Genomic DNA, 14,937 nt, shown 5'->3' on the forward strand with positions numbered 1-14,937 from the left:
CGAGGGTGGTCGGAAAACTCAGGTCGCGACCATGCTATCGGGGTGCCATCGAGGTCACACGGCACGCCCTGAACCCACTCGAAGCGCCCGCCGGCCCCTAGGAGCCCAACCCGATCGGGCTGTTCAGCCAGGGATGGTCGATGCCGAACAGTTCTCCGGTCCAGTTGACGGCGCCGAGCAACCACAGCGTCGCGAACACCACCAGCGCCGTGAGCAGCCCACCCAGGATCTGGACGACGGCGCCCTGGCGGTGGAACCAGTCCATCACCTTGTCGTAGCGCTCCTTGGCGTAGGCCAGCAGCCGCCGCGCCCAGTCGAACTCGGTGGCCAGGATGCCCAGGCCGATGAACACGATGGCCCAGCCGGGTCCGGGGTACGGGATGGCGAGGATGCCGAGGCCGAACACGGCCAGCCCGATCACCCCGACGGCGATGCGGTAGAAGAACTCGACCCGAGGACGTTCGCGCAGCCGGTCCCGCCACCGCGCCCAGCGGCGTTTGACCGCGGAGAACCGCGACTCGTCGTCGGTGTCCGTCTCTGCGGTGTCCCTCTCGGGGGCCGTCTCGTCGCGCTCCTGCGGGGTGCTCACGGCTGTCCCGGGTTGAGCTTGACGAACAGGGCCTCGGCCTCGGCCAGCACGTGCTCGCCGTCGAGCAGTCGGCCCGTGACGAAGATCTTGCGGCCCTCGATGCGGTCGATGCCGGCGTCGACCTGCAACTTGCGCTCCACCGGGGCGATCTTGCGGTAGTTGACGTGCAGGAACGCCGTGCGCTGGTAGCGGCTGCGGGTGAGTTTGTAGGCGGCGTAGCCGAGCACCGAGTCGAACAGCAGTGCCACCGCTCCCCCGTGCGCGGCGCCGTTGCGGCCCAGGTAGAAGCGGCGGAACTCGGCTTCTCCGGTGATCCGGTCGTCGTCGGTGCGGCGCAGCAGCATCGGCACCTGCAGGATGTTCCCGCGGTTGGGCAGATCCATCCGGCGGCCCGAGGGGGCGTGCCACTCGTCGGCGCGGTGCGGCGCCAGCAGTGCCGAGACCCGCTCGATGAGGTCGGCGGCCTCGCTGATCACCTCGTCGGGCGCGTCGACGGACCGGGCGTCGTCCTGCAGTGTGCGCACGGCGGCGACGAATCTGCCGTAGTCGGGCCCGCCCCGGGTGGTGGGGACCGGCGGGTTGAAACCGCCGCCGGTCGCCGGTGTCGACGTCTGCGTGGAGTCGGTGCTCACCCCGCCACCGTATGGGTCGCGGGGTCAGCCGGCTTCGCCGGCACGGCTGAGCGTCTCGAACTCGTCGTCGGACAGCGTGATCTGTGCGGCGGCGACGTTCTCCTCGAGGTGGGCGACGCTCGACGTGCCGGGAATCGGCAGCACCACCGGCGAGCGCTTGAGCAACCACGCCAGGGCGAGCTGCGACGGCGTGGCGCCGTGGTCGTCGGCGATGCGCTGCAGCGGCCCACCCGGAGCGGCCAGCGGGCCCGCGGCGAGGGGGAACCACGGGATGAAGCCGATGCCCTCGTCGGTCACCTTGTCCAGCAGTGGTTCGGCGGTGCGGGTGCTGACGTTGTACATGTTCTGCACCGAGACGATGGTGGCGACCTTCTGGGCGGCCGCGAGCTGGTCGACGTCCACCTCGGACAGGCCGATGTGGCGGATCTTGCCCTCCTGCTGCAGCTTGCGGAGTTCGCCGACCTGGTCCTCGGCGGGGAACTTGCTGTCGATGCGGTGCAGCTGGAACAGGTCGATGGTGTCGACGCCGAGGCGGCGCAGGCTCGTCTCGCACTGCTGACGCAGGTACGCCGGGAAGCCGAGCGGCGTCCACTCGTCGGGTCCGGTGCGCAGCAGGCCGGCCTTGGTCGCGATGACCAGCCCGTCGGTATAGGGGTGCAGCGCCCGGCGGATCAGGTCCTCGGAGACATAGGGCCCGTAGGAGTCGGCGGTGTCGATGAAGTCGACGCCGAGTTCGACGGCGCGGCGCAGCACCCGGATGCACTCGTCGGGGTCGGCGGGTGGGCCCCACACGCCCTTGCCCGCCAATCGCATGGCGCCGAATCCGAGCCGGTTGACGGTCAGATCGCCGCCGAGGGAGAACGTTCCGGATGCGCTTGCGACGGTTTCGTTGGCCACGACAACGACCGTACGCCGCGGGTGAGAAGGTGGCGGGGTGAAGCTCAGCGACCTCGCCGGACTGCAGTTGACCTACGACGAGGTGGGCGCGACGGCCGGCCGGTTGCCCGCGGGTTACCACCACGTGGTCGAGTCGGCGGTGATCGGGCACGGCAGGCAGCGCTTCGACGAGGCCGGCGCGGCGGTGATGCGGTGGGGCATGCTGCGCGGGGCCGGGGTGCGGGTCGACGCGAGCTCGGAGGTCGCCGCGGTGGGGTCCGAGGTGGTGGTCGGTGTCGGGCCGGTGCGGGCGCCGTGCCGGGTGGTGTACGTGATCGACGAGCCCGACCGGCACGGGTTCGCCTACGGCACGTTGCCCGGCCATGCCGAGTCGGGTGAGGAGTTGTTCTCGGTGCGCTTCGACCCGGCCACCGAGCAGGTGTACGCCGAGGTACGGGCGTTCTCCCGGCACGGCACCTGGTGGAGCAGGCTGGCGGCGCCGGTGACGTCGCGGATGCAGCGCATCATCACCCGGCGCTATCTCACGGCGCTGTAGGCAGCGGGACGACCGGCCCGGCGGCGGGGAGTTCGGCGCGCGCCGCGACATCGAGGTGGTAGGACAGCACCGCCAGGGTGAACACGCCGATCGCGAGTCCGATCAGCGCCGCGAAACCAACGGTCGCGAAGTCGACGAGCGCGTTGAGGAAGGTGAACAGCAGGGCGGCGTTCCGCAACCACCGCAGCGGCCACACCTCGGCTGTACGCCTGCGGGCGATCATCGCGGGCACCGCCATCGCGGCGGTCAGTGCCGCGCTGACGACCAGCAGGATCGACGCGACGCCGGCCCCGTCGAGATGCAGCGTCAGGTCGTCGTCCTGGTAGTCCCAGCCGCCCAGCGCGATGCCGAGCAGGCCGAGCACCAGGCTGCCGAGTGCGCCCACGACGAGCAGCCAGCCGACCACCGTTATCCATCGGGGACTGCGCAGGAAGCCCGGGACCAGCCGCGGTGCCCACTGCTGCAGGCGGTGCACCCGGTCCCCCGCCGGGTCGGCCGACCGCAGCAGCGACCGGACGTGATCGACGTCGGCGGGGTCAGCTCCCTGCTGCTGCGCACGTTCCACCAGCACCAGCCCGACGGTGCGGCGGTGGTCGGCCAGACCGCGAGCCAGCCCGTCGGCGGCGATTGCGGCTGCCGAGGCCAGACATTCGCAACCCGACAGCGGCCGGAAGTCCCGGAAAATCCGCGCGCCGACCAGGATGAGCACCACCAGGACGTACATGATCTCGGCGGCCGGGCCGTAGAAGTAGTCGTTGTCCTTGGTGACGAACTTGCCGACCTCGTCGAGAAACAGCCCGAACCCGATCCCGCCCATGACGACGGCGACGATGCGCGTGCCCGCCCCCAGCGTCAGCCAGCCCAGCAGCAGCGCCAGCATCATCAGCGCGCCACCCCACAGTGCGTGCGCGATGTGCAGGTCACCGCCTCCGACCTGGGGGTAACCGGTCAGCTGGAGGTACAGCCGGGTCAGCAGAATCGTGGCGATCGCCATGAGCACGAACGCCTCGGCAGCGCCCGGGCCGGTGGCGTGGCGGGTGATCGCGCCGCGGGGGGTGTGACCTGGGTTCTTCATGCATCCTCCCCGTGGTGCAACGCGTATTGTTGAGCAACCTATCGGAGGAGACGCTGTCAGGATGGTGCTGGTGAACGAGCCAACGGGGGCAGAGGGCACCCACCTCCGCATCGCCGAGATCGTGCAGGAACTGCACGGCCGTTCGGACACGGATTCGGAGACCGTGCTCGCCGAGCTCGTCGAACACGCCGCCGTCGAGATCCCCGGCGCGCAGTACGCCGGCATCACCGTCACCCGCGACGCCCGCCACATCGACACCCCCGCGGCCAGTCACAAGTGGCCGATGATGCTCGACGAGATCCAGCAGCGTCACGGCGAGGGGCCGTGCCTGACCTCGGCGTGGGACGAGAAGACGGTTCTGGTCGACGATCTCGAGCATGACGACCGCTTCCCGATGTACCGCCGGGATGCGTTGGAGCAGACGCCGATTCGTACGATCATGTCGTTCCAGTTGTTCATCGCCGGCGAGACGATGGGAGCACTCAACGTCTACGCCGAGGAACCCGGCGTCTTCGGCGAACAGACCCGCGACATCGGCCTGGCCTTCGCCGCGCACTCGTCGGTGGCGTGGAATTCGGCGCGGCGCGAAGAGCAGTTCAAGCGGGCGCTGGCCAGTCGAGACATCATCGGCCAGGCCAAGGGCATGGTGATGGAGCGCTACGGGGTCGACGCCGTGCAGGCGTTCGCACTGCTGCGGAAGCTGTCGCAGGATGCGAACGTGCCGCTGGCCAAGATCGCCGAGGACCTGATCGAGACGGCCCGCTCGGCGCACTAGCCGACGCTGCGTCCAACAGACACGCGATCAGCGGGCGACCGGGGGTTTGTACGGCGTCCGGCGGGGGCATGCCACGTCCAGCAGGCTAAACGGAGATTGGGTGTGCCATGAGTGTGGAATCGAAGCCGGGCGCAGACGCGTCGGTCGGCGAATTGATGAGCCAGCTGTCGGCACAGACGTCGCGGCTGGTGCGCGACGAGTTGAAGCTGGCGCAGAAGGAGTTTCAGGAATCGGCCAAACACGCCGGCATCGGCGCGGGGCTGATCAGCGTCGCCGGATTGTTCGCTGTCCTGGGGCTGATGACCGTGATCGCAGCCGCGGTGGCGGCGTTGTCACTGGTGCTCGACGTCTGGGCGGCCGCGCTGATCGTCGCGCTGGTGCTGTTCGTCGTCGCGGGTATCGCCGCATTGATGAGCAAGAAACAGGCCGAGCAGGTCACGCCCGCGGCGCCGCGGACCGCGGAGACCGTCAAGGCCGACATCCAGGAAGTGAAGGACGCGCGCAAATGACCGCACCTGAGCCCAATCGCCCCGAGCCCGGCCCCGACGCCGGCGTCGAGGACATCGAGAAGGACATCGAGGCCACCCGCCACGAGCTCGGCGAGACGGTCGAGGCACTGTCGGCGAAGCTCGACGTCAAGCAGCAGGCGAAGGACAAGGTCGAGGACACCAAGGCGCAGGCGAAGGCCAAGGTCGATTCGGCCAAGCACGCCGCGGTCGACAAGGCACACACCGCGCAGCATGCGGTGGCCGACAACCCGCAGAAGGCGGTGCCGGTGGCGGCCATCGTGGTAGCGGTCGCGGTGGCGGCAGGCATCATCATCTGGCGACGACGCCACTGAGCTAGCCTGCCGCGGCGCAGTTTTCGCTGTTTTGGTCACGCCGGATGAGGCACGCCGCGATCACGGCGCCCACCATCAGGGCGAGACCGGTGATGACCTGCGCATTGCCGACGACCTGGCGAATCACGGCCTCTGCGCCCGTGGTGTCGGCGCGCGGCAGCGCGAAATACGGGCCGACCGCGAACACGACACCGGCCGCTGCCAGCCACGGTCGCCAGCTTCGGTGCTCTGGGGTGAAGACCAGCGGGACGAAGATGACGACGTAGGCCCAGTGGTGGGTGACCGCCATCGGCGCGGCGAGCAGGGCGGCCAGTGCCACGACGGCGACAGCGGCGACGTGCATTCCGGCCTGAGTGAAGCGGTGACCAGCGAACACAGCCGCCGCGACGATCATCGCGACACCGAGCAACCAGAGGACGGTGCCGGCGAGTCCGGTGGCACCCAGTCGGGTGATCAGACCGGTGAGCGCCTGGTTGCGGTCGAAGTCGTGATTGCCTGCGCGATCTGTGCGGAAGAACTCCGTCGCCCAGAAGTAGAGCGATGCCTGAGGACGAACCAGGAATCCGATCGCCACCGTCGCAGCGAAGGCGGCCAGCGCCCTTGCCGCGCCAGCAAAGTCACGCCGGAGCAGCAGCACCAGGCCGAATGCCGCCGGGGTGATCTTCACGCCGGCGGCGATGCCGATGCCTATGCCGCGGAATCTGCGCGGGAGCACACCGAAGCAGTCGGCCACCACCAACGCCATCAGCACGATGTTGATCTGCCCGAACTCGAAGTTCGACCTGATCGGCTCCAGCACCAGCGCCGGTCCGAGCGCGGCCACGGCGGCCCAGTTGGTTGACGGCACGCGCAGTCGGGCGAGGACCGTGCGCAGGATCCACCACAGCAGGAACAGGTTGAGAGCGCTCCACCCGATCTGCAGCGCGGCGAACGGCACGGCAACCATCGGAGCGAACAGGATCGCCGCGAACGGCGGGTAGATGAACCGGAATCCCGACGCGCTTGGGAACTGCTCGGAATACAGCGGCAGGTTGTGGACTATGGCGTAGCCGGCGTCACGAAACACCGACAGGTCCAGATAGGGGTGGGTAACGGACTGCTCCATATAGCCCGCGCACATCGTGAGGCCCAGGAGTGCGCCGACCACCCATAGGGGCCGTTGCCAGGGATGCCGATGCGAACGTCCGTTCTCCTGGATGTGCCGATCGTCCTCAGCGACGACCAGGTCACCTGGCGGGCTTTCCACGATGCGAGCGTTACCCCCGAATGCTTCTCCGAAAACCGGGTATCGACCGGAACCACCGGTGCAGGCGTTCGATCGTATCGCGGGGGCCGGGCACAACCGCCGGCACCGGTGCCGACGTGCGGCAGCAGTACCCCGTCAGTTCGATTTGTCGAACCGCTGGCGCTGTCTGGTGCCGTATGCGGCCGCCTTCACCGCGTCGTCGTCCTCCATCCCCGATCCGAGCGCGCCGCCCAAGGTTGCGATGGCCGCGACCAGCCAGGCCATCCGCAACAGGGTCGGGAGGTCGACGGAGTGGCCGATGTTCTCGGCGACCAGTTGTGGCGGGAGTGTCCACCACGCGGTGACAAGGAGCAGGAGGAACAGCCCGACGTGGAAGATGGCGACGCCGATGGTCAGGGTAATGACGGTCGCGGTGTTGTACAAGGCCGCGAGTTCGCGTTCGCCGGCGGACTTCGGCCGTTCCCAGAGTTCGTGGTCCACGACGAGCCACGCGATCATCGCAGCGGTCGCCAGGATCGTCGCGACGCCCATCCGCCACGGGCCCATCGTGTCGGACAACTGCCAGATCGTCGGGTACGCCAGGCTGACCGCGCCGGTGGCGAACGCGGCCATGACGACCTTGGACAGGCCGGTCACAAGTCGCCACGGGCGGTTCGCGTAGACCATGCCCGTCAGGAGCCGCAGACGCGATAATCCGGTCGGTGCGACGTAGCGGACCACATCGTCGTCCTGCATCCGCGTCAGCTGTCTCATCGAACGGTGTTGCTTGTCCGGCTGCTGAGTCACCTCGGCCACGACGGTCTGCGCCACATTCTTCACGCGGCGGTCGATGAACAGGCCGCCGAGTCCGGGGATCGAGATGAGTCCGAACCGGTTCTCCAAACTGATGTCCGCGACGACTGGTGTCGTGTCGAGACGTCGCGGTAGATCGGTCAGGTAGATGACGACGTCTTGGGTTTCACTCCCCGGATCGACGGTCCGGACCACCTCGACGACATCGGCGTGTTCGTCGACCGGGTACGGGTGAGATCGCACAGACACGTCCCACTGGTCACGTTCGGACGCGAGGGCATCCGGCAGCGACTCGGCAAGGCGTTCGGCGATCGCCGCCGGGGCGCCGGGATCGGCGAGGAGAAGGATGGATGACGGCGCACCACTCGTCATGACGTGGCCGCCCCGATGCCCGTCATGAGACCCCTTGTCCGTTGATCAGCATTGGTAGCAAGCGTGCCCGAACTCGAGGCGGAACTCCTCGCGCTGTGGTGACAGTTTCGGCCAACAGATTTCACGCTCGAGGGCTGAGAAAGCGCCACACGCGCGTTGCGGCATGCAGATTGAAGCGCGTGTCGACGTTGCGGAGGTCGAAACCCGTCAGGTCCTCGATGCGGCCGAGGCGGTACCGCAACGTGCTGCGGTGAACATGCAACGCCGCTGCCGACTCGTCGTAATTGCCGCCGCACTCCAGGTAGTGGCTCAAGGTGAACACCAGATCGGAGTTCTTCGCGGAGTCGTAGTCGATCAGCGCCCCGAGCCATTGGCGGACATACTCATCGGCGACGCCGGCGGTGTGCGCGGCATCCACCAGGTGATAGAAACCCAGCTCCTCGTAGTCGGACACGCCATGGGGGTCGGCCGAGTTCAGTCGGATGTTCAGCGCGCGGCGGGCCCGGACGAAGGATTGTGGAATGTCGCTCGGCGCATCGCAACACGACCCGATCCCGATGGCAATCGCCGAGTGGCCGAGCTGTCGACTGACCTCTCTGTACAGCGCCTCGACAGCAGGGGGACCATCGGCGAGTAAGACGATCAGGCCTGCCTGTTGACCTACCAGATGATTCAGGTGCAGGTTGCCTGCGGCACGGCCGACGGCCGCGATATCGGCCTTGTTCACTCCACGCCCGCTGTGGACGGCCACTGCACAGTGCGTACGGCGCAAGTCGTGACCCATCGCCTCGGCGCGCGCGTACGCCCCCTCGGCGTCGGTACCCGCCAGCAGGTCATCGACGAGTTCGCGCCGCGGATTGAGCTGCATCTCAGCGAGGCTGCGTCGATGAGACAGCTCGAGACCCAGCACCGTGCTGCCGTACCGGAGGGCGAACAGTTGGTCCTCGTCGACGTCGTCGCCGGCGTCGATGAGCGCCACGACGCCGAGGATCTCGGCGTGCGGCTGAATCAGAACGCAGACGCGATTCTCGGTTCGCACCGGACCGGCCTGCGTGGACAGCGTGCGCAAGAACCGGTCGCGCTTGTGGGGCATCGGCTTCGGATAGCGGACCGGTCGGCCCGGACCCGACCAGGTGAGCAGATTGCCGAACCTGTCCTCTACGCAGACCGAGCGTCCGGTCAGTCGATGGAGGGCATCGACGACGCCTTGTTGTCCCGCGCCATCGGCCAACACCGCTTCGAGGAACTCGTGGACACGCGTCCGGGCCTGAAGCCGCGCAACGGTGCTGGCCAGATGGTCGTTGGACTCCTCGAGCTGGCGCGCCCGCCGAACGTTGCGCTGATGTAGGTCAGCGCATGCCAGTGCGGCACCGGCCCGTTGCGCCAAGACCTCCAGCAGCAGGAGGTGATGGGGAGTGGGCGCGTCCGGGGCACCCAAGACCAGGCACCCATGGACGACGTCGCGATGACTCAGTGGGAATGCGCGGCCCCAATCTCCCTGCCGGAGCGAGATCTCACCCTTCCAACTCGACCGCCGGAGTATGTCCGTCAACTCCGGGCGCTCGGACTGCGCGGGTGGGCAGAGCTTCATGATCTCGTCGACTGAGCAGTAGCTCGCCTCCACGCGGCACACGCCCAGCGCCTCGGCGCCGTCCGCCGCGGTCGCCGTTATCTCCATCGGATCCAGCGACGGAAAGCTGATCTCTGCCAGCGCTGCCAGACTGCCTGCAGACCTGGTTGCCCCAGGATCGTCAGCGATCGCCCGATTGACGTCCATAGTGTTTGTCGAGACCAGCGCCCCTCCGCCTGTCACGCCGATTCGGGCGTGACCTCATCTCGGGAACCCGTCCGGGGGGATCCGGTCGCGCGCCGCCCCCCTTCGAGCAGAGTGAATCACTGTTCAGCACTGCTCCGATCGAAGTTCGGCGCACCGCTACATATCGCCTACCCGCAATATGCGCGCCGAAACGGGCCCGGCCCCCGCTTGTCGACATCCGTCGGCACCGGGGCCCGGTGTCGCGACCCTCCCCTATTTCCTCCGCTTGAACACCCTGCTCACCGCGTAGATGGCAACGATCCAGGGGCCGGCGACGATGACCGGATCCGCCCACGCGTGCGCCAGATCGACCCGCTTCCGGCCGAGACGCGACTTGATGCCGTTGTGGGTGAATTCGGCCTTGACGCCGGTTTCGGTGATCGGGTTGTCGGGTCGGAGGCTCAGCAGGGAGCGCAGGTGATGCTCGGCGGCGTCGACCCGGTCCGCGTACAGCAGAATCAGCCAGTGCGCGGCGCGGCCCTCGCTGAACTTGTAGGCGAACTTGCGCATCACGCCCGACAGCCCACTGGGTGGCTGGGCGGTTCCGAACACCGGGGTGAGGAAGCGATGCTCGATGGACCGCTCGCGCGGCCACTTCTCAGGCTGGCGCTCGGGAAAGTCCCAATGGGCACCGGTCTCGAGCATCTTGAGCTTGGGGACTGACGGCCGGTCCTCCTTGTTCAGGTCGGCGCCCCAACCGGGAATGCGGGACCGCAAATCGTCGCTGTCCGGCACCGGAGGGTGGTCCGGCGTGTAGGCGGGCACGCGTTCGGATGTCTGAGTCATATCGGTTCTCCTTGAGTTTCAGTTCTGGCTTACGAGAACGACCGGCTTGATGATGTTGTCCAACTTCGAGGAGAAGATGTGATAGCCCTCGGCGATGTGCTCTAGCGGGATGCGATGCGTCACAATGTCGTTGGGCTTCAAGTACCCGTTCTCGATGTGTGACCAGAGTCGCGGCCACTGCCGCTTCACCGGACACTGATTCATGTGAATGGTGAGGCCCTTGTTCATGGCATCGCCGAACTTCACCGCGCTGAACATGGGCCCGTACGCGCCGACCACCGAGACGGTCCCGCCCTTACGGACCGAATCGATCGCCCAGTTGAGGGCGACCGGAGATCCGCCCTGAAGCTTCAACTTCGCGGTGGAGATGTGCTGGAGCAGGTTGCCGTCCGCTTCCGCACCCACCGCGTCGATCACCACGTCGGCGCCGAGGTAGTCGGTGGTCTTCTTCATCTCCACCACGATGTCGTCGTGTTCAGCGAAGTTGACGACTTCGGCGTTCGCGAATGTGCGGGCTTTCTCCAACCGGTACTCCAGGTGGTCGACGACGATGACGCGGCCGGCACCCATCAACCACGAGCTCTTCGCCGCGTACAGGCCGACCGGTCCGGCGCCGAAGACGACGACGGTGTCACCCTCGACGATGCTGCCGAGCTGCGCGCCGAAATAGCCCGTCGACAGTGCATCGGTGCACAGCAACGCGTCCTCGTCTTCCATCCAGTCGGGGATCACGGACGGACCGACATCGGCGAAAGGCACCCGCACGAACTCGGCCTGCCCGCCGTCGTAACCACCACAGGTGTGCGAGTACCCGTAGATGCCGCCGACCGCGGTGGCGTTCGGGTTCACGTTGTGGCAGTTGGAATAGAGCCCCCTGGCGCAGAAGTAGCAGGATCCGCAGTAGATGTTGAACCGCACCATCACCCGGTCGCCCGGCTTGAGGTTCTGCACCGACGAACCGACCTTCTCCACGACTCCGATGAACTCATGTCCGAAGGTGTGGCCGACCCGGGTGTCCGGCATCAGGCCGTGATAGAGGTGCAGGTCGGACCCACAGATCGCCGCCAACTTCACCCGCACGATCGCATCGTTGGGATGCTCGATCGCCGGGATGTCCTTCTCCTCGATGCGGACCTTGTATGGACCGCGGTAGGTCATCGCTTTCATAGCGCCTCCTGTCGAATGAATGGGATACCGCGGCTTACCCCCCCGCCTTTCGGCGAAAACTGGCCTCGGTGGCCCAAATAATGCAGAGAGACATGACTTTTCATGACAAGTGCGCATCAGGTCAGCGCATCCGCGCCGTGCCTGCCTGCACGATCAGTGCGCTCCTCCTACTGCGAGCACAACTTCGCAGATGAAGATTGAAGCTGCCGGGACGAGGTAGACCCCCGTAACAGTGGGAACAGTGGTCTGAACACGGCGAGGAGGTACACATGTCCAACAAGCGACGGCTGCAGGGCCGCAGAATCGCCGCCCTGGTGGCGGACGGATTCGAGAAGGTCGAGCTGACGGTACCGATGCGCGCGCTGCAGTTGGCAGGCGCCAAGGTGGACGTCATCTCCCTGCGGCGCGGCCGAATACGCGGCGTGAACCTCCACATGCCAGCCACGCGGGTCGGCGTGGACAAGACGATCGGCGAGGCCGATCCGGACGACTATGACGGACTGCTGCTGCCGGGCGGATTCATCAACCCGGACCTTCTACGGCAGTCCGCGGAAGCGCGGCAATTCGTGCGGGAATTCGACAACAGTGAGAAGCCGATCGTGACGCTGTGTCACGGTCCATGGGTGCTGGCGTCGGCGGGGCTGCTGGACGGGCGGACGCTCACGTCGTGGCCCGGCATCCGCGATGATCTGGTGAACGCCGGCGCCACCTGGCTGAACCGAGACGTCGTCAAGGACCGGAACCTGGTCACCAGCCGCGGGCCACAGGACATGACATCGTTCGTTCCGGCGATCATCGACCACTTCGCGGACGCGAAGCCCGCGCTGTCAGCCGCGGTACCAGGCCAGGTCTCCGACCCGCAGCTGAGCTCCCCCGTCGGCTGGGCCGTTGCTGCGTTGCGCTGGTCGCCCAAGCCGTCGATATCGGCCGCTCTCGCTGGGCTGATGGCAGGTGCGCGGTTGTCACCCACATCGCCGCTGCGGAGGATCGTCTCCTGAACGTGGTCAGGTCGCGCGTCGGCCGGCGGCGCGTACACGAAGCATCGGCTTCGGTCTTGGTGGTATCGGCTGGTAATCGTGTGGATCGCACTGTTCGCGACGATTTACATTGTCCGCTAGTGCCATCCGGCGGAACTACCCGACTTTCGGGCCATGAGCCGCCGCCGGCGCCGCACACTTCTGTGTCGTCAGGACCCGCGAGATCGCCAGAAGGCCAGCATTGTCCGCGTCCTGTCGAGAAGGCTTCAATCTGATCGACTTCACCAGCGATGCTCAGATCACTGCCAGCGGCCTGCGAAGATGGGACTTGTGAACGACACGAACCTGCCGCCGCCCCGGCAGCCGCAGCCAGCGCAGCGCCCCATGCTGGGATCTCGTGCCGCGGCAATTCTCGTCTTTGCGTCTTCGGCGGCGGTGCTCGTGGTGGAGATCACCGCTCTGCGACTGCTCGCTCCGTACCTCGGCTTGACGCTGGAGACCAGCACCTTGGTGATCGGAATCGCGCTCAGTGCAATCGCTCTCGGCTCCTGGACGGGTGGGCGTATCGCCGACCGAATAGATCCGCACCGGCTGATCGGACCCGCACTCGCCGCATCCGGCGCCGTTGTGGCGTTCACGCCCGCGCTGCTCCGAAGCGTTGCCGAGTGGGCGGCACCGGGCTTGCTGCTGATTGCGTCGCTGACCATCCTGATCCCTGGCGCGCTGTTGTCCGCGGTCACACCCATGGTGACCAAATTGCGTCTGAGCACACTTGCAGAGACCGGGACCGTCGTCGGACAACTATCAGGCTTAGGTACCGCTGGTGCCATCGCAGGCACCGTCATGACGGGTTTCGTCCTGCTGTCGCGGTTACCGATCACCGTCATCCTCGTCGGACTCGGGACGCTTCTGGTCGTCGGCGCGGGCCTGTTCGAGTGGCGGACACGCGGATTCCGCAGTGTCAGCGCCGCGGCACTGGCACTAGTGCTGGTCACGGCCGGGCTCGCGAGCTACGTTGCACCCGGCCGCTGCGATGCTGAGACGAAGTACCACTGCGCCCGGGTCGTCGCAGATCCTGAGCGAGACGGCGGACGCACCTTGATGCTCGACGGTGTGCGGCACTCGTACGTCGACATCGGCGATCCGACCTTCCTCAAATTCACCTATATTCGCGCCCTTGCCGCGATCGTCGATGCTGCGTTTCCCGCTCGCGAACCGCTGGATGCCTACCACTTGGGCGGAGGCGGCCTCACCTTTCCCCGTTATCTCGCGACCGCCCGGCCAGGCACACAGAGCCTCGTCTCCGAGGTCGACGCCGAGGTGGTGCGCATCGACCGAGATGAGCTCGGTGTGCCGCAAGCCGGCATCGACATCCGTGTCGAGGACGGCAGGCTCGGTCTACGCCGACTCCGAACCGGAAGCCGTGATCTCATCGTCGGCGATGCGTTCGGAGGTGTGAGCGTGCCATGGCATCTCACGACGTTGGAGGCCATGACCGACATCCGCCGCGTCTTGAACTCCGAAGGCGTTTACGTTGCCAACCTCATCGATCACGGCGACCTGTCGTTCGCCCGCGCGGAGGTTGCCACCCTGCTGCAGATCTTCGAGTATGTCGTGGTCGGTGGTGAACTCAGAGACCTCGGAATCGACCCGGCAGCTGAACCGAATGGCGGCAATCTTGTGGTCGTGGCCGCCAACCGGCCGATTGATCTGCCTGCCACTCAAGCAGAATTGAACACGCGGGAGACGGGCTGGGTGCTCGCTACCGGCAAGGACCTGAACGGCTGGATCGGTGACGCCGTACCACTGGTCGACGACCATGCGCCCGTCGACCAGCTCCTCGAGCCCTACCCCGCACCACGCACGCAGTGAAAGGTCAGCTGACACAGAGGGATCGACCGAGAGCACCACACCGCCGTCGCTCAGCGATCCGTGCTGAGGTCTGGCTCCCTCGACGGCTCATCGATCGCGCAGTGCGCGGTCTACACGGTCGGCGCAGACAGCCGCTGGAGCGGTCTCGGGGGTTGACGTCGCCTTCCCGTCCGGTCGGCTGATGGCCGCACGTTTCACCAGGTGGCACGCCACGATGTGACCGCTCGCGACCGGCAGCAATTGCGGTTCCTCGACGCTGCAGCGGTCGAACGCATGCGGGCACCGGGTCCGGGTAGGCGTGAGCACCACCGGGTCGTACGTGCAGGCCGCTGCAACCCGACACGAGCCGCAGCGCGGCCGACAACGTCCGATAACCGACGGTGCCACCACGACCGGCACTTCGATTTCATATGGCCCAGCAGCCTCGGGCATCAGCCGCCCAAAACCCGTCGTCAGGCCTCGGCTGCGCCTCTGAACTGCGATTTTTGTGGTGGTCCCGGCTGGTTTCGAACCAGCGACCTTCCGCGTGTGAGGCGGTTCCCGCCTCCAAGCTGATGCAATTGTG

Annotated in this window: 15 protein-coding genes and 1 tRNA gene; 6 read left to right on the forward strand and 10 right to left on the reverse strand. The window is 66.9% G+C overall.

What is annotated here, in order from left to right; translation table 11 throughout:
* Positions 1-97 precede the first annotated feature (97 nt).
* Genes ACPCHZ_RS25830 through ACPCHZ_RS25840 form a run of 3 tightly spaced genes read right to left on the reverse strand, consistent with a single transcriptional unit; the run spans position 98 to position 2,118 of the window.
* Positions 98-589, reverse strand: coding sequence for a TIGR02611 family protein (locus ACPCHZ_RS25830; RefSeq protein WP_423487366.1), 492 nt, complete (start codon positions 587-589; stop codon positions 98-100).
* Positions 586-1,221, reverse strand: coding sequence for a PaaI family thioesterase (locus ACPCHZ_RS25835; protein WP_423487367.1), 636 nt, complete (start codon positions 1,219-1,221; stop codon positions 586-588). Before ACPCHZ_RS25835 ends, ACPCHZ_RS25830 begins: the two co-directional genes overlap by 4 nt.
* A 24-nt stretch (positions 1,222-1,245) precedes the next feature.
* Positions 1,246-2,118, reverse strand: a complete 873-nt coding sequence (locus ACPCHZ_RS25840; RefSeq protein ID WP_423487368.1) for an aldo/keto reductase — start codon at positions 2,116-2,118, stop codon at positions 1,246-1,248.
* 37 nt (positions 2,119-2,155) lie between these two features.
* Here ACPCHZ_RS25840 and ACPCHZ_RS25845 point away from each other — a divergent pair, with 37 nt between their 5' ends.
* Positions 2,156-2,653, forward strand: a complete 498-nt coding sequence (locus ACPCHZ_RS25845) for a DUF1990 domain-containing protein (protein ID WP_423487369.1) — start codon at positions 2,156-2,158, stop codon at positions 2,651-2,653.
* Here ACPCHZ_RS25845 and ACPCHZ_RS25850 read toward each other — a convergent pair.
* Positions 2,640-3,728, reverse strand: coding sequence for a hypothetical protein (locus ACPCHZ_RS25850; RefSeq protein ID WP_423487370.1), 1,089 nt, complete (start codon positions 3,726-3,728; stop codon positions 2,640-2,642). The genes ACPCHZ_RS25845 and ACPCHZ_RS25850 overlap by 14 nt on opposite strands.
* Positions 3,729-3,789: 61 nt before the next feature.
* Here ACPCHZ_RS25850 and ACPCHZ_RS25855 point away from each other — a divergent pair, with 61 nt between their 5' ends.
* The 3 genes from ACPCHZ_RS25855 to ACPCHZ_RS25865 all read left to right on the forward strand — a co-directional run bounded on the left by ACPCHZ_RS25855 (position 3,790) and on the right by ACPCHZ_RS25865 (position 5,344).
* Entirely contained in the window at positions 3,790-4,503 is a 714-nt protein-coding gene (locus ACPCHZ_RS25855) for a GAF and ANTAR domain-containing protein (protein ID WP_364979353.1), read from the forward strand.
* 107 nt (positions 4,504-4,610) lie between these two features.
* The gene (locus tag ACPCHZ_RS25860; RefSeq protein ID WP_364979350.1) at positions 4,611-5,012 is read left to right on the forward strand and encodes a phage holin family protein; all 402 of its coding nucleotides are present in this window, start codon (positions 4,611-4,613) and stop codon (positions 5,010-5,012) included.
* Positions 5,009-5,344, forward strand: a complete 336-nt coding sequence (locus ACPCHZ_RS25865; RefSeq protein WP_423487371.1) for a DUF3618 domain-containing protein — start codon at positions 5,009-5,011, stop codon at positions 5,342-5,344. The genes ACPCHZ_RS25860 and ACPCHZ_RS25865 overlap by 4 nt, the downstream gene beginning before the upstream one ends.
* A gap of 1 nt (position 5,345) precedes the next feature.
* Here the strand turns inward: ACPCHZ_RS25865 and ACPCHZ_RS25870 are convergent, their stop codons facing one another.
* From ACPCHZ_RS25870 to ACPCHZ_RS25890, 5 genes are all read right to left on the reverse strand, one after another.
* Positions 5,346-6,590, reverse strand: coding sequence for a glycosyltransferase family 87 protein (locus ACPCHZ_RS25870; protein ID WP_423487372.1), 1,245 nt, complete (start codon positions 6,588-6,590; stop codon positions 5,346-5,348).
* 135 nt (positions 6,591-6,725) lie between these two features.
* Entirely contained in the window at positions 6,726-7,754 is a 1,029-nt protein-coding gene (locus ACPCHZ_RS25875; protein ID WP_423487373.1) for a hypothetical protein, read from the reverse strand.
* Between the two features lie 121 nt (positions 7,755-7,875).
* On the reverse strand, positions 7,876-9,531 hold the full coding sequence (locus ACPCHZ_RS25880) for a PucR family transcriptional regulator (RefSeq protein WP_423487374.1): 1,656 nt from the start codon (positions 9,529-9,531) through the stop codon (positions 7,876-7,878).
* 252 nt (positions 9,532-9,783) lie between these two features.
* Entirely contained in the window at positions 9,784-10,356 is a 573-nt protein-coding gene (locus tag ACPCHZ_RS25885; protein WP_423487375.1) for a hypothetical protein, read from the reverse strand.
* A gap of 18 nt (positions 10,357-10,374) precedes the next feature.
* Complete coding sequence (locus ACPCHZ_RS25890; RefSeq protein WP_423487376.1) at positions 10,375-11,523, reverse strand: zinc-dependent alcohol dehydrogenase; 1,149 nt, start codon at positions 11,521-11,523, stop codon at positions 10,375-10,377.
* Between the two features lie 269 nt (positions 11,524-11,792).
* Between ACPCHZ_RS25890 and ACPCHZ_RS25895 the strand changes: the two genes are divergently transcribed.
* A complete protein-coding gene (locus ACPCHZ_RS25895; protein WP_423487377.1) occupies positions 11,793-12,521 on the forward strand; it encodes a type 1 glutamine amidotransferase domain-containing protein in 729 nt (242 codons plus the stop codon).
* Positions 12,522-12,830: 309 nt separating this feature from the next.
* Positions 12,831-14,372 (forward strand): fused MFS/spermidine synthase, encoded by a 1,542-nt coding sequence (locus tag ACPCHZ_RS25900; protein ID WP_423487378.1) that lies wholly within the window; start codon positions 12,831-12,833, stop codon positions 14,370-14,372.
* Between the two features lie 488 nt (positions 14,373-14,860).
* Here the strand turns inward: ACPCHZ_RS25900 and ACPCHZ_RS25905 are convergent.
* Positions 14,861-14,930, reverse strand: a tRNA-Val gene (locus tag ACPCHZ_RS25905).
* Positions 14,931-14,937 lie beyond the last annotated feature (7 nt).

This window comes from Mycobacterium sp. NPDC050041, assembly GCF_049541695.1.
GTDB lineage: Bacteria > Actinomycetota > Actinomycetes > Mycobacteriales > Mycobacteriaceae > Mycobacterium.

What these genes read in the sequence shown, in the direction of transcription:
- ACPCHZ_RS25850 (WP_423487370.1), bottom strand. Translation starts at nt 3,728, where the DNA reads ATGAAGAACCCAGGTCACACCCCCCGCGGCGCGATCACCCGCCACGCC.
- ACPCHZ_RS25855 (WP_364979353.1), top strand. Translation starts at nt 3,790, where the DNA reads ATGGTGCTGGTGAACGAGCCAACGGGGGCAGAGGGCACCCACCTCCGC.
- ACPCHZ_RS25860 (WP_364979350.1), top strand. Translation starts at nt 4,611, where the DNA reads ATGAGTGTGGAATCGAAGCCGGGCGCAGACGCGTCGGTCGGCGAATTG.
- ACPCHZ_RS25865 (WP_423487371.1), top strand. Translation starts at nt 5,009, where the DNA reads ATGACCGCACCTGAGCCCAATCGCCCCGAGCCCGGCCCCGACGCCGGC.
- ACPCHZ_RS25875 (WP_423487373.1), bottom strand. Translation starts at nt 7,754, where the DNA reads ATGACGAGTGGTGCGCCGTCATCCATCCTTCTCCTCGCCGATCCCGGC.
- ACPCHZ_RS25880 (WP_423487374.1), bottom strand. Translation starts at nt 9,531, where the DNA reads ATGGACGTCAATCGGGCGATCGCTGACGATCCTGGGGCAACCAGGTCT.
- ACPCHZ_RS25885 (WP_423487375.1), bottom strand. Translation starts at nt 10,356, where the DNA reads ATGACTCAGACATCCGAACGCGTGCCCGCCTACACGCCGGACCACCCT.
- ACPCHZ_RS25890 (WP_423487376.1), bottom strand. Translation starts at nt 11,523, where the DNA reads ATGAAAGCGATGACCTACCGCGGTCCATACAAGGTCCGCATCGAGGAG.
- ACPCHZ_RS25895 (WP_423487377.1), top strand. Translation starts at nt 11,793, where the DNA reads ATGTCCAACAAGCGACGGCTGCAGGGCCGCAGAATCGCCGCCCTGGTG.